19 protein-coding genes and 1 pseudogene are annotated in these 22,960 nt (G+C 33.0%); 3 read left to right on the top strand and 17 right to left on the bottom strand.

Features of this window, described 5'->3' with window-relative positions:
• The first annotated feature begins 37 nt into the window (after positions 1-37).
• On the top strand, positions 38-1,249 hold the full coding sequence (locus IUY40_RS01525) for a peptidylprolyl isomerase (RefSeq protein WP_195735121.1): 1,212 nt from the start codon (positions 38-40) through the stop codon (positions 1,247-1,249).
• Positions 1,250-1,750: 501 nt separating this feature from the next.
• Here IUY40_RS01525 and IUY40_RS01520 read toward each other — a convergent pair.
• The 14 genes and pseudogenes from IUY40_RS01520 to IUY40_RS01455 form a co-directional block, all read right to left on the bottom strand.
• A complete protein-coding gene (locus IUY40_RS01520; RefSeq protein WP_195735120.1) occupies positions 1,751-2,800 on the bottom strand; it encodes a DUF6708 domain-containing protein in 1,050 nt (349 codons plus the stop codon).
• An 80-nt stretch (positions 2,801-2,880) separates the two neighbouring features.
• Positions 2,881-3,654: pseudogene (locus tag IUY40_RS01515) on the bottom strand (glycoside hydrolase domain-containing protein); the annotation flags it as partial.
• Positions 3,655-3,661: 7 nt separating this feature from the next.
• Positions 3,662-4,105 (bottom strand): hypothetical protein, encoded by a 444-nt coding sequence (locus IUY40_RS01510; protein ID WP_195735119.1) that lies wholly within the window; start codon positions 4,103-4,105, stop codon positions 3,662-3,664.
• 10 nt (positions 4,106-4,115) lie between these two features.
• Complete coding sequence (locus tag IUY40_RS01505; RefSeq protein WP_195735118.1) at positions 4,116-4,436, bottom strand: hypothetical protein; 321 nt, start codon at positions 4,434-4,436, stop codon at positions 4,116-4,118.
• A gap of 575 nt (positions 4,437-5,011) precedes the next feature.
• Entirely contained in the window at positions 5,012-5,608 is a 597-nt protein-coding gene (locus IUY40_RS01500; protein WP_195735117.1) for a GNAT family protein, read from the bottom strand.
• 39 nt (positions 5,609-5,647) lie between these two features.
• Positions 5,648-6,004, bottom strand: coding sequence for a hypothetical protein (locus IUY40_RS01495; RefSeq protein WP_195735116.1), 357 nt, complete (start codon positions 6,002-6,004; stop codon positions 5,648-5,650).
• A gap of 209 nt (positions 6,005-6,213) precedes the next feature.
• Complete coding sequence (locus tag IUY40_RS01490) at positions 6,214-7,392, bottom strand: AIR synthase related protein (protein ID WP_195735115.1); 1,179 nt, start codon at positions 7,390-7,392, stop codon at positions 6,214-6,216.
• A 156-nt stretch (positions 7,393-7,548) separates the two neighbouring features.
• Positions 7,549-9,039: a carboxypeptidase regulatory-like domain-containing protein gene (locus IUY40_RS01485; RefSeq protein WP_229335257.1), complete on the bottom strand. Its 1,491-nt coding sequence runs from the start codon at positions 9,037-9,039 to the stop codon at positions 7,549-7,551.
• Positions 9,040-9,122: 83 nt separating this feature from the next.
• A complete protein-coding gene (locus tag IUY40_RS01480) occupies positions 9,123-10,499 on the bottom strand; it encodes a CsgG/HfaB family protein (RefSeq protein ID WP_195735114.1) in 1,377 nt (458 codons plus the stop codon).
• A gap of 70 nt (positions 10,500-10,569) precedes the next feature.
• A complete protein-coding gene (locus tag IUY40_RS01475) occupies positions 10,570-11,001 on the bottom strand; it encodes a curli production assembly/transport component CsgF (RefSeq protein ID WP_195735113.1) in 432 nt (143 codons plus the stop codon).
• Between the two features lie 82 nt (positions 11,002-11,083).
• Positions 11,084-11,818: a curli production assembly/transport protein CsgE gene (locus IUY40_RS19400; protein WP_229335247.1), complete on the bottom strand. Its 735-nt coding sequence runs from the start codon at positions 11,816-11,818 to the stop codon at positions 11,084-11,086.
• 4 nt (positions 11,819-11,822) lie between these two features.
• On the bottom strand, positions 11,823-12,308 hold the full coding sequence (locus IUY40_RS01465; protein WP_195735112.1) for a hypothetical protein: 486 nt from the start codon (positions 12,306-12,308) through the stop codon (positions 11,823-11,825).
• A 111-nt stretch (positions 12,309-12,419) separates the two neighbouring features.
• Positions 12,420-13,109, bottom strand: coding sequence for a hypothetical protein (locus IUY40_RS01460; protein WP_195735111.1), 690 nt, complete (start codon positions 13,107-13,109; stop codon positions 12,420-12,422).
• Between the two features lie 400 nt (positions 13,110-13,509).
• Entirely contained in the window at positions 13,510-15,699 is a 2,190-nt protein-coding gene (locus tag IUY40_RS01455) for a glutamine synthetase III (protein WP_195735110.1), read from the bottom strand.
• A 407-nt stretch (positions 15,700-16,106) separates the two neighbouring features.
• Between IUY40_RS01455 and IUY40_RS01450 the strand changes: the two genes are divergently transcribed.
• Together IUY40_RS01450 and IUY40_RS01445 are read left to right on the top strand one after the other, a co-directional pair.
• Positions 16,107-17,123: a glutamine synthetase beta-grasp domain-containing protein gene (locus IUY40_RS01450; RefSeq protein ID WP_195735109.1), complete on the top strand. Its 1,017-nt coding sequence runs from the start codon at positions 16,107-16,109 to the stop codon at positions 17,121-17,123.
• Between the two features lie 682 nt (positions 17,124-17,805).
• Complete coding sequence (locus IUY40_RS01445) at positions 17,806-18,774, top strand: TerC family protein (RefSeq protein ID WP_195735108.1); 969 nt, start codon at positions 17,806-17,808, stop codon at positions 18,772-18,774.
• A 194-nt stretch (positions 18,775-18,968) separates the two neighbouring features.
• On the opposite strand, the gene IUY40_RS01440 is transcribed toward IUY40_RS01445, so the two are convergent.
• The 3 genes from IUY40_RS01440 to IUY40_RS01430 all read right to left on the bottom strand — a co-directional run bounded on the left by IUY40_RS01440 (position 18,969) and on the right by IUY40_RS01430 (position 22,657).
• Entirely contained in the window at positions 18,969-19,484 is a 516-nt protein-coding gene (locus IUY40_RS01440) for a hypothetical protein (RefSeq protein ID WP_195735107.1), read from the bottom strand.
• Between the two features lie 170 nt (positions 19,485-19,654).
• On the bottom strand, positions 19,655-20,521 hold the full coding sequence (locus tag IUY40_RS01435; protein WP_195735106.1) for an alpha/beta hydrolase family protein: 867 nt from the start codon (positions 20,519-20,521) through the stop codon (positions 19,655-19,657).
• Between the two features lie 96 nt (positions 20,522-20,617).
• Complete coding sequence (locus IUY40_RS01430; protein ID WP_195735105.1) at positions 20,618-22,657, bottom strand: M13 family metallopeptidase; 2,040 nt, start codon at positions 22,655-22,657, stop codon at positions 20,618-20,620.
• Between the last annotated feature and the right edge of the window lie 303 nt (positions 22,658-22,960).

The following is a 22,960-nucleotide window of genomic DNA, read 5'->3' as shown; positions in this document are numbered from 1 at the left end:
TTATATTAAAAATTAACCGATTTTAAATTAGAATCAGATGAAATTAAAAATTCTATTTTTATTTTGCTTAGGTGTACTTAACCTACAAGCACAGACAAAAAAGCCTGCTTCAGGCAAGAAAACAGCAATTACAAAAGTTGAAACAAAACCTTCAATTAATGAAGGAATTTTTGCTACGATTACAACAAAAAAAGGAAACATTGTATTGCAACTTGAATACATAAAAACGCCTATTACTGTAGCAAATTTTATATCATTGGCAGAAGGAACAAATCCTTATGTAACTGTTGACAAATTAAAAGGAAAACCATTTTTTGATGGATTAAAATTTCACAGAGTTATCAATGACTTTATGATTCAGGGTGGAGATCCTGACGGAAATGGTTCTGGAGGCCCTGGGTATGCATTTAAAGATGAGTTTGTATCTAGCCTTAGATTTGATAAAGGCGGTATCCTTGCAATGGCAAATTCTGGCCCAACTACCAACGGAAGCCAATTCTTTATTACTCATAAAGATACTCCTTGGTTAAATGATAAGCACACTATATTTGGTCACGTTGTAGAAGGAATGAATGTTGTTAATCTTATTCTTCAGGATGATGTAATGCTTACTGTAAAGATTACTCGTAAGGGAGCTATGGCAAAGAAATTTGATGCACCTAAAGTATTTGCTTCTTATTACGAAAATAAAGCCGAAGAAGCTAAAAAGCAAGCTTTACTCGATGCTGAAAAAGCAAAACAAGCACAAGCTGAAGCTCTTGAACAAGATCGTCTATACAAAGAAAAATATGCTACTGTAATTACAGCTAAAAAAGCCTATTTTGATACTGCAAAAGCTACTGCAACAACTACTCCTTCTGGTCTAGCTTATAAAATAGTTCAAAAAGGAACTGGAGTAAAGCCAGCAGATGGTTCAACTTTCTATTTTCATTATGCGGGTTATTTTGAAGACGGAACGCTTTTTGACAGTAGTTTTGAAGAAGTTGCTAAAACTTACGGAAAACATGATGTAAATCGTGCTGCACAAGGAGGATATCAAGCATTTCCTTTTCAGGCAGGTAAAAAAGATGGTATGATTCCTGGATTTATCGAAGGATTGGATCTTATGTCTTATGGAGAGAAAGCAATATTCTTTCTTCCATCAAAACTAGCATATGGAGAAAGAGGTGCAGGTGGAGTAATTCCTCCAAATGCAACCCTTATTTTTGAATTGGAAATCTATAAAGATCAACCAACTCCAAAACAATAATTTTCTTAAATTATATATCATAAAAAAACCGATAGTTTGTAACTATCGGTTTTTTTTATGCGCTGTATTCCTTGGCTGGCGCGAGCGTCTCGCTCGTGATTACTTTTTTTAGCAAGTTTCAAATAAATAAAAAATTGTCTATTTCGCTTTACTGGTTAGGTAAACAACACAAAATTTCATTTGGCACTTAGCCCGAACGGCAAGTCAACGAAGAGAGGAGGTAAAAACATTAGTCGCTCTATACATAGACCCTTCGTCAGGAAAATAAACATAAAACAACCTACGGTATGATTAGCCCGTCAAATTACATTACCTTTGTTGAAATTTCCGATCACTGGAAGAATTTAAACTCAAAAAACTTGGGTAGCCGATTCCACACGCAGACAAAGCACCCGAATTCAAATAGAACGCTACTTATATAAAGACCTTATCCCATTCTTAGGCGCATTGCCCTCAGCTTAATCCAACAATCTTGTTTGGTTACGCCAGCAGTCATTATTTCTATAATTTTCCATTTTGAACAGGTATTTCACCATAAGTTAACGTAATATTAATATTATCTTGTGCCGTTACTATATAGGGATCATCTGGAAAAATAGTACAAACGTTTTCAATACTCTGTGGCCATTGAGGAACTTTACATGTTTTCATGGCAATAATTCGTCCATAAACTAACATTTTTATAAACGGGTAATACATATAGTATTGAAAACTTGCACCAACAAAATTCAACTTGATCCTTTTGTTACTAAAGGCAACACTTTCCTTTTTACCATCGATATCATTACAAAATAATAACGTTGCGGTGGTAGCATCTCCTGGTTTATATTTTTTCTGTTTATCAAAAAAACACTCTTGTGGCCCATTTTCCATATAACGACGAATAAATTCCCAGTGTGATAGAGCATAGTTCTGAAATCCAGCAGTAACAGCTAAAGGAAATGTTTCTTTTACTGTTTCACCATCTTCGGCTAAAACATATCCATGAATTTCCCAGTCTCCAGTCCCCTTATCTTTAGCTAAACAAAAAAATAATTGATCCCATGAAGCCTCCAGAACCGTTCCATTTGAACGAAAGACATAAACCATTCTATTGTGACGGTTAAATCGTATAGGATAATGAGTCCATTTAAAACACTCACAGAATACGAGCCATGTGCTGATTATGGGAATAACGGAAGACATTGATGTAACAATGATGAACGTCATTTTTATATTTGCCTCTCTAATTGTTCCAATAGCTGCTATTATTTTATAAAATAGAAGTAACATTAAGATTATATAGGTTAAATAACCCATAAATATTGCTATACTCGTTAATTTTCCTTTCCATATATAATATTTATTTACTGTTTCTAAATAAGTAGAATTCATTTTAATAACCCCTAAGGCATGATTAGGAGTTATGTCTAAAGGCAATTTTATATTTAACTGTTGTTGTATTTCATTTTTTGTCAAAATACGATTAACCTTATATTTACTAACTAAGTCCAACCATGACATCTTTACTTCATCTATTATCCGAAAATAATTTATAAAATTCTTTTTCATTTTTATGTGTAATTTCAATTATAAATTACAAACATAAAGATTATTACAATGTATTGAGTACTTAATATTAATATTTTTTCTTATTTAGTACTACTGCTCTTATAAAACGTAATCCTTCCTCCATTAATGATGTCACTGTGTTTTATAACAGGGCTTGTAAGTAGTTTTCTGTTTAAAAACACTTTACGAACAAACACATTTTTATCAGATTGGTTTACTGTAGCTACTTCAAATGTTTTCCCGTTTTCAAGATTAAAAACAGCATTTGCTACCAATGGACTTCCTAAGCTATAATCTTCTGATCCTGGTGCAACTGGGTAGAATCCTAAACTGCTAAAAATATACCAAGCACTCATTTGTCCAAAATCATCATTTCCTCCTAATCCGTCAGGCCTATTTTTATACATTCTTTTTAAGATAATTCTTATTTTATCTTGTGCTTTCCATGGTGATTTTGTCCAATTGTATAAATAAACCACATGATGTGAAGGTTCGTTTCCGTTCGCATAATTACCGATTATCCCTTCTTTGGTGATATCTTCAGTGTTTTCAAAATATTTATCTGGTAAATGTATCGAAAAGAGTGAATATAATCTTCTCGTAAAAACAGCTTTCTCAAGCATCATTTTTATCATTCCGGCAGGATCTTGTGGCACATATAAACTGTAGTTCCAAGAATTTCCTTCGATAAATCCTTGTCCGTGCGTATCTAACGGATCAAACTCTTTCTTGAATGTTCTATCATCGAGTTTAGGTCACATAAAACCTGTCTGGGCATCATATACATTTTTATAGTTTGTAGCTCTTTTAGAAAACTCATTATAGACAGCTTCTTTTCCTAGTTTTTTTGCAGCTATTCTTTTATTTTTTAGTTGGAAACTTCCAATCAAATTCATCTTTATTATTAATGATTGCTCCAATTTCAAATTTTACTACTTCTTCAAATTCTGTTTGAAAGATTATCCAGTTTTCTTCGTTGAAATAATTCTCGAAAGTATCAAACTCCTCTTGCGTAAATTTTGTAATTTCTTTGGTTGCCAAATCTTTTTTTACATCGGCAATTTTTCTTCCTATAATTTTAAAACCAAAAATTTCTAAATCTGGACTTGATGCCACAACATAACCCAATTTTAAAGCTTCCTCCTGATAGAATGTCAATCTCATTTTATGCTTATTGTAAGCAAAAATAACATTATCATCTTCGTCTTTATAATTTCTATCTGGTTTACCATAGATAGCTGTAACATCATTCTGTTTCATACCGAACAACAACTTATCTATTCCGTTTTTAGGATTTATTTTCATATGTCTCTTTTTATTTATTTAAAAGGCAAATTTCGCAAAGTTTTTTCACAACTATCCTTTTATTATTTATTAATTTTATTTTAAATAAATAATCTTCCATCTGATAAGTCGAAATATTAAATTCTAAACTTTCTCTTTTATCATTCTTTTCTTTTGGGTCTGCTCCAAAACTCATCAATTCTTTAAAAACACTTCTTAATTGTTTAATTAAAATTTTATTTTCGAAATCATCTGTTCCGTATAAAACTTGTCGGACATCCATTAATGCTCTGTTCAGACAATTGTTTCCATAACTATCAATTGCGTTTGGATTTGCATTCCTCCTTAACATTTCTTGTAATAATTCGAATGCCTTATCAAATCTATCGGTATCTTTTTCAAGTTTTATTGAATTAAAAATTGTTGCCCTAATACAATCATGTAATACCGGTGATTTCCATTCATTAATTTCTGATTTTTCAATAAAGTTGACATCAATACCCTTCTCAATTAAGTATTTAGCAATATCAAAGTTACCCGTTTTAAACGAAACCTGTAACCCAGATTGCCCATCATCTTTTTTGGGAGGTGAAAAATTACAAACGTTTAAATATTCTTTATCAGCTGAAACAAGCTCTACTACTTTTGCTAAATCATTCTGTCGAATTGCCTAAAAATAAATTTTCATATCTTCCTTTTTCATTTTTATGCATTATAAAATGAAAATCAAAAAGTTATTTCATCTAAAGACACACTAAAGACTAAAATTGAGGCTATTTGCTATTTAAATAATCATGAAGGCTATCTAGTAAAATGGTTAGCCACGAATTTCTCTAATTTCTTTTGCGTGCTTTGCGGTTAATTTTCTCGCTACAGATTTAAAACCTTTGCGGTTAACCTTCTTAACGAATTATACCAACAACTTATTTATAGCTTTTTCCTTAGATCTTCTTTTACCTCATCGAACCATTCTTCACGTAGAATACTTAAAATGATTGAGTCTCGACGTACATCACTCCCAAAAGTTGGCATATGATTACGTAAAACTCCTTCGACTTTACAACCTATACTTTTCATGGCTGCAATGCTTCGCTGGTTATTATTATCCGCACGGAATTCTACGCGCTCCATTCCCATGGTTTCAAAAACAAATTGCAACAATAAGTATTTACAATGCTTATTTAATCCTGTTCCTCTAAATGCTGAACCGTACCAAGTATATCCTAATTGCAATGTTTTGAACGAAAGTTGCATATCGTAAAAACGCGTGCTTCCTGCGTATTTTCCTGATTTTTTATCGAAGACTATAAAAGGAAATTCGGTTTTATTATCTCTTGCTTTTAATGCAATAGCTATATAATTCTCTAGATTTTCTTTCCCGTTGGCACGAATTAACGAATACTCCCAAGTATTGGGCTCGTTGATAGAAATTTCTAATAAGTTTTCGACATCTGTTTTTTGCAAAGGGCGCAACAAAACTAAATCGTCTTCAAGTACTATATTTTCAGAGAAATTGAAATCCATTTTATTAAAAACCTGCTTTATTTTTTATTTAAAAAAGTTTTACTCATTCATATCATCATAACGTTCTGGAACTTGTGGATCATAGAGTGGACATTTAAATTCTTCTAATACATTTACCAGAATGTCCATTGCTTTTCCTTCGGTTCCATAACAATCGATTCTGACACTTTGTGCTGTAGTTATTACCTGAAAAGCTCCTTTTCCTTCATTATTTTTCCAGCTGTTGTCATCTACTTTCTCCCATTTAGAAAACAATGAACTAATCCTGTTTAGGATTACGCCAACAGGAAGCGGCTCTAAACCTTCAACTTCTTGCTCTTCGATAAGTGCTTCGTATACTTCGTGGTGGTTTAAATAAAACCCCTCTGAATATTTCCAAAAAATTAATTCGTACATGATAAAATGATTTTTAGCCCCGATAATAGCGACATTCTTTTGTGTCGGGGTTCGCCACAAAAGATATAGCAGATAGCGAGCCCCGATAGCTATCGGGATAGCTCCTGAAAAGCTAATTATTAATAACTAAGTTCTGTCGTAATCTTCGGTATAAAAAACCTTTGTTCCGATAGCTATCGGAACTTTGAGCCTTTGAACCTTAAAAAAAATTAATATTCGAATGTACCGTACTCGCTAGTAATTGTCAGTTTCTTATTGTCTGCAGCTTCTACTCTACCTACGATTTGCGCATCGACATTGAATGATTTTGAAATAGCGATTATGTCTTCTGCAAGTTCTTCTGGAACGTATAGTTCCATACGGTGACCGCAATTAAATACTTGATACATTTCTTTCCAATCGGTTTTAGATTGCTCTTGAATAAGCTGGAACAATGGTGGAACTGGAAATAAATTGTCTTTTATGATGTGTAAATTCTGTACGAAATGAAGGATTTTTGTTTGTGCTCCTCCACTACAATGCACCATTCCGTGAATTTCGTCTGGCGTATATTTATCTAATATTTTTTTGATAATTGGTGCGTAAGTTCTCGTTGGCGAAAGCACCAATTGTCCTGCATCTATTGGGCTATTTTCGACCGCATCGGTCAATTTCACTTGTCCTGAATAAATTAATTCTTCGGGAACTGCGGCGTCAAAACTTTCTGGATATTTGGTTGCTAAATATTTACCGAATACATCATGACGTGCTGATGTTAATCCGTTGCTTCCCATTCCTCCATTATAGCTCTTCTCGTATGTTGACTGACCAAATGAAGCCAATCCTACAATTACATCGTCTGCTTTAATATTTGCATTATCTACTACTTTTGAACGTTTCATACGTGCTGTCACTGTAGAATCTACAATTATTGTACGTACGATATCACCAACATCGGCAGTTTCTCCTCCTGTTGAATGGATAGTCACCCCAAAAGTATCTAGTTCTTTTATCAATTCTTCGGTTCCATTGATGATTGCTGAAATGACTTCAGCTGGAATTAGATTTTTATTTCTTCCGATTGTTGATGAAAGCAAGATATTATCTGTTGCTCCTACACATAGTAAATCATCTATGTTCATGATTAATGCATCTTGTGCAATTCCTTTCCATACTGATATATCGCCTGTTTCTTTCCAATACATATAGGCCAAAGACGATTTTGTACCTGCACCATCGGCATGCATAATAAGACAGTACTCTTGGTCTTGGGTTAAGTAGTCTGGAACAATTTTACAAAATGCTTGTGGAAACAGCCCTTTATCAATATTTTTTATGGCGTTGTGTACGTCTTCTTTAGATGCCGAAACCCCTCTTTGTGCGTACCTTTTGCTAGAATCTGAACTCATGAAATTAGTTTGTGTTGTTGATGTGGTACAAAGATAACCAGTTTTTTTAATTGTTTCGTTTTATGGCTATATGAAACATAAAAAAATCCGATAAGTTTGAGAGTCTCATCGGATTTTTAGAAAAAAAGTGATTGGAAATCTAGATTCATACCACGATTACTTCCATTCGGGCATTGATGCGTTTTGAAATAATGTGGTTCTTGATGATGTAGAACCACTTGTATTATTGACACTTACTTTTTGTACATTTTGAGCCGATATCCCGTCATTGGATGTATTTACAAATATAACTTCGGCCTCATTTGGTGAAAATTTCACATCTAAATCGTTAAAACCATTTTGCTTTTGAGTTGTTAACTCTGCTGCTGTGTTTGTTGAACGGGTATACATGAAAATTCGAGAGTCTAATCTTCGGTATGTGGTATTTTCAAACCCTGAAACGTCTCTTGTGAAAATTACTTTCTGATTATCTACCGATATATTTAACCCACTTGTTGCTCCGCTTAAACCTGTTTGTACTGTATATAAAACTGTTCCTGACATATCTATTACATAAATTTCTACATTATATCCTGATCTGTCATTTACTTTTAATGCAATTTGGCTGCCATCTTGGCTCCAATCGCACTCCGATATAAATTTTCCGTTTGGCGTTTGAAACAATTGAACAAGCCCTCCTCCATCTGAATCTATACGATATAACTTATCAAAATTTGGATATATTATCTGACTTCCGTTTGTATTCCAGCAATAATTCACAAACTCCATATTAAATCCTGCAACAGGTACATAATTCGTAACTTTAACTACTCCCGACCCGTCTGGGTTCATAGTATATATCTGATTTTGAGACCCGTCAGAGCTAATGTACGCAATTTTATTTACACTTAAATTTTTTCTTGGCCTAAAACTATTAACATTTGCTGATGTTAATTGTAGCTGGTTTCCAGCTTCGTCAGCAGTGTAAATGACGTTGTTATTATTTACTTTTTTAACATACAAAAATCTTGGATTTGGGAATGCCAAAGTTGTAAATGAATTGGTTATACTATTAGTCGGTTTATTAATTCCATCCGAAGCAGCTACTTGCCAATAGTATTTTGTACTATAACTCAAATCTTTTATCGCCAAGCTTGTTGTTTTAATATCTGGATATATTTTAACCTCATCGGTCGTTCCGTTTTTTATAGTAACGGTATAGGTTAGAGTGTCTGATTCTTTATCGGCTGCTGTCCATGTTAAATTTAAACTTAGAGCCTGATCTTTTGCATTATCAACTGGAGCTGTTAGTACCGGAATATCTGGCGGTTTATTATTTGCTGTAGAAATTTCTAATTCAAATATAACTTGTACTGTAGCATCGGCTGTGACTTTTGCTGGCTCAAATCTGGCAATGTAGCCGTCTTTTTGAGCCTGAAAAGAATAATCTCCAACCAAAACCCCTTCTAGAGTAAAATAACCGTCTTTATCTGTAAATACTGTACTTGTCGCAGGGCTAGAGGATACACGCACGTTTTCTATAGGCGTAAATGTTCCCGATGCTACGACTCTACCTTTTACAGTTCCACTTGCTCCATCCTTCAATTGTTCTTCACTACAAGAAATCAAAAGAATAAAACACACTAAAATTCTTAATCCTATTTTCATTTGTAGATTTTATTTATTAGACTTTTATCACGTTTATTCGATATGATTTTCGAATGAGATATTTTTATTATCGTTAAGAAAACTTACATTCTCTTTTTTTTATGATAGTTCTTTGGGAAATAATAAGTCACCCCTAAACCAAAACGCCAATAAAAATCGTCCCTAACTCCGCTATCGACGTAATCTATCATATCTGTAAAATTCACATTGTATTCTCCATACACCTTTACACCAAAATTGCTTGTTACTAAATACTCTAACCCTCCTCCAAACTGAACTTTGCTATGAAAATTTTTATATTTGGAATTGAATCCTAAACCTGCTCCTCCAAAAACAAAAGGCGTAAAAACATCGTGAGGCAATATTGACAATTCTAAATTTAAATCCAGCGTTGCATAACCTACATCTAACTTGTCTTTATTGCCGAGTTTAAAAACATTTGTAGAAGCACTAATATCAAAAGCTGGGGTAATAAAAACTTTTGCTGCACCTCTGGCCATTGGTTTTGCAACCGGATTAGGGTAATCGCCTTGCATATAAGTTGCTCCACCTCCTAATTCTATCCCAAAACGTCCTCTTCTCTCGGTGAGGTTTCTTCCATAAAGTTGTGCTAAATCGGCTTCGCTTTTTTCATTATCGTAGCCAGCAACAAAATTATCTACTTGAACTTGTGGCGCATCTACTTCCCAAAGTTTGTCTTTAATCCCATCTACAATAAGACCTTCAACTGCTTTTTCTATAGCCTCGGTAACTGCCAATTGTATCGGCTCATTTCGAGTAAAACCTGTTTCAACTTCCAGAAGTCTGTTTAGATTTACATATCGAAATAAATTAGCATCGACACTTTGTGATAAAATGGTTTTGGAAACATAAACGGTATTTAAAATTTTACCATTTGATGTTGAAACTAGTCGTAGATAGACTGTAACTCTATCTTGTCTATATCTTACCGAAGCTCCTGCACCAAAATATCGAGCACCAAAACCTCCTGTAATTATATTTGTGTCATAGGATATAATACCTCCTTCTAGCAAAACACCTGCAAATAAGAGAGGTGTTAATGGAGCTTCTTTTTCATTAGGTTTAGTAGAATACTCCTGTCTTGTAGATCTAATGATGTTTCTTTCATTAAGTAAATTTCCCAAGTTTTCACGTTCAATTGGAATAAACCATTTTGAGTCTTCAAGTGCTTTTATTAAAATAGAAGTAGCGCCTTGTGTAACTGCTGTGCTAAATGTGCTTCCTTGTTCGATGGCTTTGTACTGTCCTGTTTGATCCTTAAATTTATAAACCCCCACAACAATTTGTTCTTTAGGTTTAGGAATTTTGGTTAATGCCGAGGTAGCTGGTGTATTCTCTCCATAAATAGCTTTTTGCACTCCGACTGGTTGATTAAAATAAGCACCACAACCTGAGAATAAAAGAACTATTAGAACTCCAAAAAGTGATTTTTGATTCATAAGTGAGTCTTTATTAACTTATTACCGATAAAAAAGCAAAAAATAGTATTAGGCAATAAAAAACATAAGTCTAATTGTTTCCTGGAACAATTACTTGTGTTTGTTCTCCTGTTTCTATATCCAAGATATCTACAACTAGTCCCAAATTAGATGGGTAAACATCTACAGAGAGTGTTCCAAAGACATACGATCCAGGTTTAATTCCTCCTCCTGTACCTGTGCCTGTGCCTGTGCCAAATTGGTCTTCAAATAAAGAATTAGAAATCTTATTCAACAATTGGTTGTTAAGATTTTCTTTGAAACGTTGTAAATCAGATTTTTGTTCGAATCCAGTAGTTTTATCTTCTTTGTAGTCATTTTGCGCTTGCGCCGAACTAAGCAGCCAATTGTAGTTAAAAGTATCTCCCCCAAAAGCTGGATTGATAGGCTTGTATGCTAGATCTTGCGCAACTGAAGTAAAACATATTCCTAGTAAACAAAATAGTAAAGTTATTGTCTTCATTTTTGGTATTTTTAGGGTTAAAAATAATGGCCAAAAAACATTCAATTAATCTATTCGAAAGTCAACTAATTAAATGTAAAACTTAATATTGAGTGATCAACTTATTTTGTCGTTCGATATTTTTAAAATACTTAAAAATTTTGGCCGACGATGATTCTGCCATGTATTTTAAAAACTCTTCGTCTGGTCTTGAAATAAATTCATCAATTATTTCTCCATCAACATCTATCATTATCTTAGTAGTTCTTCCGAAGGTTAATTCTTCTCGAACTGTAACGATCTTATGTGATTTGATTTTTAATTTCGAATATTCTGAATAGAAATAATCATAAAAATCATTGCCCAACTTTGTCTTGGTATCGTTTGAAACGATACCATTCATTTCTAATCCATCTGTAGGTGCTGGAATGGCTATTCTTGCTTCATCCTTTCCTCCAAAAACTACTTTATCTTTTCCTATTACTGCATTATTATCGTCATAAATCAATAAAAAGATTATTATTTCATCGTCTTGGGTAAAATTTACCTGTGTTTTTGAAAGATTCACTTTTTGAATAGGTTCTAATGTAGCCCTGCCGTCCTGCGCATTATTTGATTGATTCGAATTTGATTTATTTACTTTTAAAACTGATAATTTATAAGAGATGTTTTTAAACTCCGATTTTAAATTTTCGACAGTTCCAGTAATGACTAGCAAATTTTCTATTTTTTCAATTTCAATTTTTGCTTTCACTTCTGTATAAACTACTTGCGCATATGTATTTTGTATTACGAACAGCATCATATTTAAAATAATATTTATAGTATATCTCTTCATAGCCTCAATGATTAAAAATATAAATTGTGCCTGAGTTTCCTGTTTGAGTAATTCTCATTCCCTCGGATATAGAATTTGATCCATTATTAAAAACATTCAGATTGCTTCCGTTTTGAATAATCGACATATTTATAGCCCCACTCGAGTATAAAGAAAAATCGCTAACCATATTATTATTTCCAGTTTGAACAACTGATTGATTAATTTCTGGTGCTTTCTTATACATATTTATATAATTGTCATTTCCTATTTGATTAAGAACTACGTTGGCATTATTGCTAATGATACTTACATCCGAAGTATTATAATTCCCTATTTGCATAATATTTACAATATTATTATTTTGAACAAATAGATTGGCATTTTGATTTCTATAAGCATTATTCCCTTCAAATACCTTTATAGCATACAAATCGGGTATCGGATTTAACCCCTGCGAGAAAGCAATACTTGCAAATAAAAACAACATTAAGTACATTATTGGTTTCATGATACCTCTTTAAAATAAATCTTCTTTAAAAATTTATACCAGTTCTATATATAAAACTGGTATAAACTGAATTACTAGTAAAATTTAAAATTCTACTTCTTCAAGTAAAGCTTAGTTAGATTGGAAAACTATAGCTCCGTTTGCAATACCTGTTTGAGTAATTGTACTCATATGGTCGTTACCTAATTGTAATGTAAGCGCATAGTTAGCTGTACCATCTTGGTATACACTAGACATATTGTCATATCCAAATTGTGCTGTAATTGCTGTATTACCATCTCCTAATTGATAAATATCAGAGCTGTTAAACCAGTAAGACTGTACTACAAATGCATTGTTTCCATCTCCATCTTGGTCAATAGTTGATGAGTTACCTACAAAAAATTGTAATGTTGTTGCATTATTGTTATCCCCAGATTGAGTTGTTGAAGAGGAGTTAAAAGCTCCTGCTTGTGCTGTTAATGCACTGTTATTATTACCCATTTGATCAATTACTGCAATGTTTCCAAGACCTAATTGTCCAATAGTTGCACTATTACTATCACCATCCTGACTTACAGCTGCTATGTTAAGAATACCAACTTGAGCAACATCTGATTCATTTGAATCTCCTGTTTGTCCAACAAACGCTAAATTTGCTAAACCAAACTGTGTTACTTCTGAGTCATTAGAAGAACCTACCTGAGCTACTAAAGCTCCATTTATCCAACCTGTTTGATTTACATCACTCACATTGGCTTGCGCAATTGCTGCAGCACCTACAAATAGCATCGCGGAGATGCTTAAAACTACTTTTTTCATAATAAATATATTTAATTGGTTATTAATACAAATTATTATGTAGGTTTTGTGATGGGGAATCACTCTAAAAAATGTAATTATAAATAAGTTAAATAAAATTAAAAATAAGTATTTTTATTTCTTAATTACGATTCAAATTTAAACAACTTTCTTTTAACAGAATAAATACAAACGCTTATTTTTCAATAAGTTAATTGTATTTTCGATAAAACGCAAAACAATAACGATGAAATGCTAATTTTATCTTAAAGTACTATCAGAAAAAAATTACTAAATTCATTAAATTAATATTCGGCTTTAATCTCATTCTAAAAAATATATTTAAAAGTCACTTTTGGATTTATTATACAAAAAAGGTCTGGCAAATACCAGACCTCTTTTTATAATACCCTTTAAGCTTTTATTTTGTAAACAATAGTTCTCTATATTTAGTCAATGTCCAAATTTCATTATCTACAAGTAATTCTAGTTTATCACAATGATTTCTTATATCCTCAAAATAAGGTTTTACATTATTGCAATATGCTTCAGCCATTTCTTGTGCATCTGTAAGATGATTTGCTTTCTTTCTTTCGTTAGTCATCGCTTCTACTTTAGAATTGATTCCTTCGATATGTCCTGAAATTTGTTTAATCAATACAATTTGCTCTTTGGCTATCGCATGAAAATCATCTCCAAAAATTTCTTTTAGTCCTTTTACATTCTCTATCAATGTATTTTGGTAACGAATCGCAGTAGGAATAACATGGTTTTTTGAAATATCTCCTAAAACTCTTCCTTCTATTTGAATTTTCTTCGTGTACTCTTCCAATTCAATTTCGTAACGTGCTTCTACCTCAATGTGATTCATAATTCCCAATTCTGAGAACAAGTCCAATGCTTTCTTAGATGCTCTTGCTTTTAATGCTTCAGGAGTTGTTTTATGATTACTCAAACCTCTTTTGGCAGCTTCTATTTCCCACGCTTCACTATATCCGTCTCCTTCAAAAAGGATTTTTTTAGAAACCTTAATATACTCTCTTAAAACATTAAAGATCGCATCGTCTTTCTTCATGTCTTTTAGGTCAATCAGAGCATCAACCTCAACTTTAAAAGCTTTTAATTGTTTTGCAACAATAGCATTAAGCGTTGTCATTGAATTGGCACAGTTTGCTGTTGAACCAACTGCTCTAAACTCAAATTTATTTCCTGTAAAAGCAAATGGCGACGTTCTGTTTCTATCAGTATTATCTAATAATACATCTGGAATTTTACCTACTACATTCAGTTTTAAATCTGTTTTTTCTTCTGGTGATAATTTTCCAGTTGTAACCCCTTCTAATTCTGCCAAAACCTTGGTTAATTGTTCTCCAATAAATACTGAGATAATTGCAGGTGGTGCTTCATTAGCTCCTAATCGGTGGTCATTACTTGCTGTTGCAATTGCTGCTCTTAATAATTCTTCATAATCATTAACTGCTTTAATCGTATTGATAAAGAACGTTAAAAACTGTAAATTACTCATTGGTGTTTTGCTCGGACTTAATAAGTTTACTCCAGTATCTGTTGCTAACGACCAGTTGTTGTGTTTACCTGAACCATTAACTCCTTTAAATGGTTTTTCATGAAATAATACTTTAAAGTGATGGCGCTCGGCAACTTTTTGCATTACATCCATTAATAAACAGTTATGATCTACTGCTAGATTTGTCTCTTCAAAAATTGGAGCCAACTCAAACTGATTTGGTGCTACCTCATTATGACGTGTTTTAACTGGTATTCCTAACAACATACATTCTTGTTCCAAATCTCTCATATAAACTAATGCACGAGTAGGAATTGAACCAAAATAATGATCATCTAATTGTTGTCCTTTAGCAGATGTATGTCCTAACAATGTTCTTCCTGTCATCATAAGATCAGGACGAGATTCTGCAAGAGATTTATCTATAAGGAAATATTCCTGCTCCCATCCCAGGGTTGCAGTAACTTTCTTTACGTTTTTGTCAAAATATTTACAAACATCAGTAGCCGCATCATCAATTGCAGATAGCGCTCTTAATAAAGGAATTTTATTATCTAATGCTTCTCCTGTATAAGAAATGAAAACGGTAGGTATACATAAAGTAGTTCCAAAAATAAATGCTGGTGATGTTGGATCCCAAGCTGTATATCCTCTTGCTTCAAATGTATTTCTGATTCCTCCATTAGGGAAACTTGAAGCATCTGGCTCTTGTTGTACCAATTGTGCTCCTCCAAATTTTTCAAATGAATCAGTACCATCATATGATGTCTCAAAAAAAGCATCGTGCTTTTCAGCAGTAGTACCTGTTAATGGCTGAAACCAGTGTGTATAATGGGTAACTCCTTTTGCAAGAGCCCACTCTTTCATACCCATTGCGATATAATCCGCCAATTTTCTGTCTATCTTAGTTCCATGCTGAACCGCTCCCTGTACTCCTTTAAATGCATCCGAAGTCAAATATTGCTTCATTGCTTTATCGTTAAATACATTAGAACCAAAAATGGTTGATTTTCTGTCGGTTTCTTCAAACTGAACAGGCTTTCTTGTTGAAGCTTCTTTTAAAGCTTGGAAACGTAATGTTGACATGCTGACAAATTTTAAGTTATTATTAATTTAGATTCTATAACAAAGCGCAAATATAATAATAAATCCCCTCTTTTACACCCCTATCGATACCTTTTATGTAACTATTTCAAAGCACACCCCCATATTTTCAAAGTAATTTAACAAAACTTATCCATTTTCAACATTATTGAAACAATTTAATAACCACTAGATAACGCTCATTTTAAAAAAAAATCGTTCATAATTGCGAAATTATTTTTTATACCCCCATAAAATTGACTATTTAAAAATTTAGGTATCAAAAATTGAGCTTATGTGAAAAATAACAATACCATAAATAAAAAATACCCCTGTTTTTCTAGCAATAAAAAAATAAATATATATTTGACCAAACAAAAAAATCCAAAAAAAAATTAATTTATATTATTATGGCTAAAATAAAGTTAGAGTACATTTGGTTAGATGGATACGAACCAACTCAAAATCTTAGAAGCAAAACTAAAGTTGAAGAACACGAAAGTTTTAAAGGGACATTAGAAGAATTGGGGAATTGGTCATTTGACGGATCATCAACCAAACAAGCCGAAGGAGGTTCCTCTGACTGTTTATTAGTTCCTGTCGCAATTTACCCAGATCCTACTCGTATTAATGGATACTTAGTAATGTCTGAGGTTATGTATGCTGATGGAACTCCACATCCTTCTAACGGTAGAGCTACTATTGATGATGATAATGATGATTTCTGGTTTGGTTTTGAACAAGAGTATTTCATCATGGACACTAAAACTTTATTGCCATTAGGTTTCCCTGTTGGAGGTTATCCTGCTCCACAAGGTATGTACTACTGTTCTGTAGGTGGAAAAAATACTCATGGAAGAAAATTAGTCGAAGAACATGCTGATTTATGTATCGCAGCCGGAATTAACTTTGAAGGTATCAACCAAGAGGTTGCTTGCGGACAATGGGAATTTCAATTATTCGCTAAAGGTGCAAAAAAAGCAGGTGACGAAATTTGGATTGCCAGATACTTATTAGATAGATTAACTGAAAAATATGGTTATTATATCGAATACCACCCTAAACCTCTTGGTGATACCGATTGGAATGGTTCTGGTATGCATGCTAATTTCTCTAACGAAGTTTTAAGAACTTGTGGAGACCAAGCTACTTACGAAAGAATCTGTGAGGCTTTCCGTCCTGTAACTGCTGAGCATATAGCTGTTTACGGTGCTTACAACGATTTACGTTTAACTGGTAAACATGAAACGGCTTCTATCCATGATTTCTCTTACGGTATTTCTGACAGAGGTGCATCGATAAGAATCCCATTAATTACAGTACAAAAAGGTTGGAAAGGTTGGTTAGAAGACAGAAGACCAGCATCTAATGGTGACCCATATAAAATTGCTGCCAGAATTATCAAAACTGTAAAATCAGCATTGTAATCTCATAGCTATATAAAATCCAAAAGTGCCTCATATATATGTAGGCACTTTTTTTATACAGTTTATTTTTGTGAAATGTGAAAGGGTATTTGTAAAAGGGTTAATAGTATCTAAACTTAAATTGTCTATATAAATGAACACGGATGATGCAGATTTACAAAAGTAAAGACGCGGATAAAAACGGATCTTAAAAAATAATCTCGATTCCGAAATGTCGAGACAGGAGAAAATCCGTTTAATCAGTGTTTTCGCTTTAGCGAATCCGCCTCACCCGCGTTCCTTTCGCAAAGAGTTGGACAGAATTTAAAACGTTGCTCCCTTTGCAGTAAAATAAGCCACAGATTAAAAAATTAAAAAAAATTAAAATCTGCTTAATCTGCGAGCAAACTAACACAAACTTGTCATCCTGACAAAGATTGAACTTTCGTTACGGAGTTTCTTGCGAAGATTTACTTCGTCTGTTCGCTATCGCTCGAGTCTCCTTACGTCGAAATGACAATACTGGGGAGTTTCTTTACCTCCTTTGCGCTCTTTGCAAATCCCTTTGCGCTCCTTGCGCTTAATTTTCCTTCCAACAATTTAAAACTTAATTTTTCTTAATTTCTTAATGGTAATTTTTTTTACTTTTTACCTAATTCATTTCACCAAAAGTTATCTTTGTACTTCATTAAAAAAATAGTCTATGATAGTCTGGATTCTATTTCTACTAATGGTAATGCTTATTCTGGCACTTGACCTTGGTGTATTCAATAAAAAACCACATATTATAAGTACTAAGGAAGCCAGCAAGTGGACGCTTATTTGGGTGAGTGCTTCCTTTTTATTCTCTGGTGTAATATATTGGTTGTATACTACCAATTATATCGAAAATCCCGATGGACTAAAACCTACCGCAGCTGCAATAAAATTCATCACCGGATATTTAATCGAGTTATCATTAAGCGTCGATAATATTTTTGTTATTGCTATTATTTTTGCTTCTTTCAAGATTCCGCAAAAATACCAACATCGTGTTTTATTCTGGGGAATTCTGGGTGCTATCGTTTTTAGAGGGTTAATGATATTCTTTGGTGTAATGCTTATTAATAAATTTACCTGGACAACTTACCTATTTGGAGGTTTTTTACTTTTTACTGCTATGAAAATGTTGTTCTCTGGTAAAGAGGAAGATTTTCATCCAAAGGATTCTTTTATATATAAAGTTTTAGGAAAAGTAATTCCGATTACTTCTCACATGGAGCATGAGAAATTTTTCATATTAACCGAAAAAGGAAAGAAGGCAGCCACTCCACTATTTGTCGCTTTAATAGTAATTGAGTTTATGGATGTATTATTTGCAATCGACAGCGTTCCCGCTATTCTTGCCATAACCAAAGATCCTTTCTTGGTATTCAGCTCTAATATTTTTGCTATTCTAGGATTGCGTTCGATGTATTTTTTCCTTGCTAATATGTTGGCGAAATTTAGTTATTTAGAATATAGTCTAATTGCTATTTTAAGTTTTGTAGGTCTAAAAATGTTACTCCACGATTATATCGAAATACCCGAATGGGGCTCTCTTGCATTTATTGCCCTTTCGCTTATTGTGGGAATCATAGTCTCATTGCAATCAAGTAAAAACAAAGAGCAAATTTCTAAAACAGAAGAGTAATTACAATCGAAAATATTTTCTTTGAACTATTAAATTATTAGGATTCATTTCTAATTTACTAATAGAAGCATATTTTATCATAATCGATTATGGTCGCTACTTGGTTCAAAAAACTTTTATAAAAAACTAAACTAATCCTAACAAAAAAAGGGAATCATTACGATTCCCTTTTTGTTTTCTAGAAGTTCTAAAACCTATAGATTAATAAGTTGAACTTGATTTTCATTCAATTTTAAAGCAGACATAACTTCTGAATAATTATTTTTATTTACAGATGAAAGGAAATTAGCAGGAACTATAACAAAACGAAATGTTTGATTATCAATAAAACTACGGGCATTTAATAAATTAAAAGAACCTCTTGCAGTAATTACGAAATCTAATTTACTAAAATCAAAATAATAATCTATAATATCACCATTATTAAAATAAATTGTTCTTGGTATTAATTGCCAAACTGGAGTAGTTGAATTAATAACTTCTGTTAGCCTATAAACCAAAACAGATTCATCATCATATAAATTATCTCCTATTTCAAATATAAAAGTACTTTTCAAATTATATTCATTATCGGCAACTCTGCCTAAATTCACATTTTTAATTTCGAAAATTTGAGGCATAAGAGCTGGCCCAGGAGGTCCTTCTGGTCCTTCACAACTAGAAAATGCGACTAATCCTATAATCGCAAAAAGTGTAATTATCTTTTTCATGTTTTTTTTATTTTTAAATTTTATATATAAAGGTATTCCAAAAATCAAACCAAAAAAAATAATTGGTAGCGATTTATTCAAAAAACATTCTAAAGCACTTTATACTACAGTGATTTTCAATACAAAATACTTTTTTTCTGTAATTTACTTTTTTTAAAAAATAGCTCTTTCTAATTTACAGTAACACCATTTTTAGCCAGAACTTTACTAAAATATAATACATGATAGGGTAATGCATTTTCCCAATATTCCCATGTATGTGCTCCTGGTCTTTCGGTATAATCGTGGGCTACTTTATTATATACCAATCTTCGGTGTAATTCACGATTAGGCTCTATCAGGAAATCATCTACTCCACAATCTATAATTAAAGCTAGTTTATTGGCTTTTATTTTATCTACCATTCCTAAAACGGCATTTTGCTTGTACAATTCGATGTCATCGCTTTTATCTCCAAAAATGGGCTGCATTAGCTTGACAACCTCAGCAGCTGAATCCCGATTTAACATAACACCCATATCTACTGCCCCACTCATACTTCCTGCTGCACAAAACAAATCAGGATGTTTAGCCGATAATGACAATGCGCCATGTCCTCCCATAGAAAGTCCCGAGATTACTCTTCCCTTTCTATCGGCAATAGTTCGATACGTTTCGTCTATTTTCTGAATTACTTCTTTGGTAATATATGTTTCAAACTGACTTTCTTTATTTACTGGGCTATCCAAGTAAAAACTAAACGTTTCTCCTTCTGGCATTACGATAATCAAATTGTATTGATCGGATAAATTTTGTACTAGTTTTTTATCTGGCGTGCTTTTTAACCAATCTCCAAAATGTCCATATGCTCCATGCAATAAATACAATACCGGAAACGATACTTTGCTTTTGGCATACGAATTGGGCAAAACAACTGCCGCTTTATAGCTTTTCCCCATCGTCGCACTTGATATATGCAGCGTATCTACTTTGGCACCATAAGACAAAAGAGAACTGTATAAAAAAACAGTTATTAATACAATTTTAAAGTTTTTCATTTTTTTAAGGTTCTAAGTCTATGAGATATAAAAAAAGGGGCAAAGTCGCTAAGTTCTGATAGCTATCGGAACTTAGCGACTAAGAACCTCAAAAAGTTACCAAATAACTACACGTAAACTATCTGGTTGATACATTTTATCTCCTTTTTTCACATTAAATGCTTTATAAAATTCTGGCATATTGCTTAATGGTCCGTTTACTCTAAATTGTTCTGGAGCATGTACATCAGTCATAATTTGATTAATCTTCGACTCATCTCTCCTATTTATCATCCAAGAATAAGCATAAGAAAGGAAATAGCGCTGATCAGGAGTTAATCCGCTAATTTTTTCATTGTTTTTATACTGTGCCGTTTTCTTAAATGCCTCATAACCCAATACAACACCACCTAAATCGGCAATATTTTCTCCTTGAGTTGCTTCGCCGTTAACGTGTTTACCCAATACAGTAAACTTATTATATTGATTTACAATTAATTTGGTTTTGCTTTTAAATTTTTTCAAATCTTCGGCAGTCCACCAATTGTTTAGATTTCCTTTTTCATCATATTGACTTCCTTGATCATCAAAACCATGTGTGATTTCATGTCCAAAGAAAGAACCTCCAAGAATCCCGTATAATATAGCATCATCTGGCATTCTTCCTTCATAACCCGGAACGATGCTATTACATGCCGGAATCACAATTTCGTTATTACTCGGATTATAATACGCATTGTATGTTTGTGGCTGCATATTCCATTCGTTTCTATCTACAGGTTTACCATATTTGTTTACCATATAATTGTAATGCCAAGAATTGGCTCGCATCACATTTCCACAATAAGAATTCTTATCGACAGCAAGTTTACTCATATCCTTCCATTTATCCGGATAGCCCACTTTCATAACGATTTTATTCAATTTTTGTAACGCTTTCTCTTTTGTTGTATCGCTCATCCAATCTAATTTCTTGATATGTAAAGCAAATACGTCACGTATATTATTACCAATTTCCAGTAATTTTTCTTTAACGCCTTTTGGCATATATTCAGCTACATATACTTGCCCTATTAATTCGCCTAAGTAGCTGTTTGTTTGACCAACAACTCTTTTCCAACGTGGTTTTTGAGAGCTTACTCCGTTCATTACAGTCGAAAAGAATTTGAAGTTTTGCTTCTCTACATCTGCATTTAGGTATTCTGCATACGAATTAACCAAATTCCATTTAAGGTATGTTTTCCATTCCTCCAGAGGATGTGTTTTTAGCAATCCGTTTAATGCTGTAAAAAACTCTGGCTGACCTACAATTACCGAATCGGCTTTGGCAATTCCTAAAACTGGTAAGACCGTTTTCCAATCAATATTTGGAGTCGTTTTGCTGAATTGTTCAATGGTAAGTTTATTGTAGTTTTTTATAGGATCTCTAAGCGCTTCTAGTTTACGTGAAGATTTTGCCAGATCAGTTTCTAGCTTCATGATAGTTGCTGCGCTTTTGGTAGCCGTAGCTTCGTCTTCGCCAGTAAATTTCATCATCGTTTTAAGATGTGTTAAATACTCCTTACGAATAGATGAATTTCGCTTATCAGTATCAAGATAAAAACCTCTTTCGCCCATACCCAATCCGCCCTGACCAAAAAACAACGCATATTTTGTACTTATCTTGTCATCCTGACTTACATAAAATGAAAAGGCCGGACTTGCTCCAATAGTTTGTAAATGTGCTATAGAATTTACCAAAGAAGAAACATCTTTTATAGCTACAATTTTTTTCATTTCGCTATTAAGCGGAGACAATCCTGCTTTTTCGATGGCAATCGTGTCCATACCCGAAGCATAAAAACCGCCGATTTTTTGTTTGTTACTTCCTTTTTCAGCAGATTCATCTGTTGCCGATTTTTCACAAATAGTTTTTATTTGCTCATTAATTGTATCCATAACAATCCTCCCAATACCGTTACTACTATCCGTGCTTGGAATTGGATGTTTCTTAAACCAACCATTATTGGCATAATTAAAAAAATCATCCGCAGGGTTTACAGTTGTATCTCGATTGGTTAGTAAAGGATCTGGAAATACTGCTTGCTCTTTCTTGCCACAGCTCGAAACTACAATCCCTGTTAGAGCAAATACGATAAGTGTTCTAAATAAATTCATTCGGTTATAATTTTGGTTATTTTTATCAATCTAACTAATTACTGCTTATTTGTTACAATACTCAAAAACAAGTATGTAAATATAATTTTTTCTCACATACAAAATAACGTAAAATTATTTTTTTAGCCACAGATTAAGAAGCATTTCCGACTGAAACTTATTTCTTAAAAAGCTATTCTTTTTATTTACAAAGAGTGATAATTCTTCAAAAACAAGATATTTATTTAGTCCCTTTTTGCGCTAAAATAATTTTTCATACGTCAAGTACTACAAAATCGCAAAATACTGATTAAAAAAAATTTG

Source organism: Flavobacterium sp. ALJ2, from assembly GCF_015594725.1.
In the GTDB taxonomy this organism is placed as follows: domain Bacteria; phylum Bacteroidota; class Bacteroidia; order Flavobacteriales; family Flavobacteriaceae; genus Flavobacterium.
The sequence above is the reverse complement of the archived record's forward strand: the minus strand, read 5'-3'. Positions and strand labels throughout refer to the sequence as shown.

Excerpts from the sequence above, each read along its gene's own strand:
- IUY40_RS01525 (WP_195735121.1), top strand. The coding sequence starts at position 38 with ATGAAATTAAAAATTCTATTTTTATTTTGCTTAGGTGTACTTAACCTA.
- IUY40_RS01520 (WP_195735120.1), bottom strand. The coding sequence starts at position 2,800 with ATGAAAAAGAATTTTATAAATTATTTTCGGATAATAGATGAAGTAAAG.
- IUY40_RS01510 (WP_195735119.1), bottom strand. The coding sequence starts at position 4,105 with ATGAAAATAAATCCTAAAAACGGAATAGATAAGTTGTTGTTCGGTATG.
- IUY40_RS01505 (WP_195735118.1), bottom strand. The coding sequence starts at position 4,436 with ATGTTAAGGAGGAATGCAAATCCAAACGCAATTGATAGTTATGGAAAC.
- IUY40_RS01500 (WP_195735117.1), bottom strand. The coding sequence starts at position 5,608 with ATGGATTTCAATTTCTCTGAAAATATAGTACTTGAAGACGATTTAGTT.
- IUY40_RS01495 (WP_195735116.1), bottom strand. The coding sequence starts at position 6,004 with ATGTACGAATTAATTTTTTGGAAATATTCAGAGGGGTTTTATTTAAAC.
- IUY40_RS01490 (WP_195735115.1), bottom strand. The coding sequence starts at position 7,392 with ATGAGTTCAGATTCTAGCAAAAGGTACGCACAAAGAGGGGTTTCGGCA.
- IUY40_RS01485 (WP_229335257.1), bottom strand. The coding sequence starts at position 9,039 with ATGAAAATAGGATTAAGAATTTTAGTGTGTTTTATTCTTTTGATTTCT.
- IUY40_RS01480 (WP_195735114.1), bottom strand. The coding sequence starts at position 10,499 with ATGAATCAAAAATCACTTTTTGGAGTTCTAATAGTTCTTTTATTCTCA.
- IUY40_RS01475 (WP_195735113.1), bottom strand. The coding sequence starts at position 11,001 with ATGAAGACAATAACTTTACTATTTTGTTTACTAGGAATATGTTTTACT.
- IUY40_RS19400 (WP_229335247.1), bottom strand. The coding sequence starts at position 11,818 with ATGAAGAGATATACTATAAATATTATTTTAAATATGATGCTGTTCGTA.
- IUY40_RS01465 (WP_195735112.1), bottom strand. The coding sequence starts at position 12,308 with ATGAAACCAATAATGTACTTAATGTTGTTTTTATTTGCAAGTATTGCT.
- IUY40_RS01460 (WP_195735111.1), bottom strand. The coding sequence starts at position 13,109 with ATGAAAAAAGTAGTTTTAAGCATCTCCGCGATGCTATTTGTAGGTGCT.
- IUY40_RS01455 (WP_195735110.1), bottom strand. The coding sequence starts at position 15,699 with ATGTCAACATTACGTTTCCAAGCTTTAAAAGAAGCTTCAACAAGAAAG.
- IUY40_RS01450 (WP_195735109.1), top strand. The coding sequence starts at position 16,107 with ATGGCTAAAATAAAGTTAGAGTACATTTGGTTAGATGGATACGAACCA.
- IUY40_RS01445 (WP_195735108.1), top strand. The coding sequence starts at position 17,806 with ATGATAGTCTGGATTCTATTTCTACTAATGGTAATGCTTATTCTGGCA.
- IUY40_RS01440 (WP_195735107.1), bottom strand. The coding sequence starts at position 19,484 with ATGAAAAAGATAATTACACTTTTTGCGATTATAGGATTAGTCGCATTT.
- IUY40_RS01435 (WP_195735106.1), bottom strand. The coding sequence starts at position 20,521 with ATGAAAAACTTTAAAATTGTATTAATAACTGTTTTTTTATACAGTTCT.
- IUY40_RS01430 (WP_195735105.1), bottom strand. The coding sequence starts at position 22,657 with ATGAATTTATTTAGAACACTTATCGTATTTGCTCTAACAGGGATTGTA.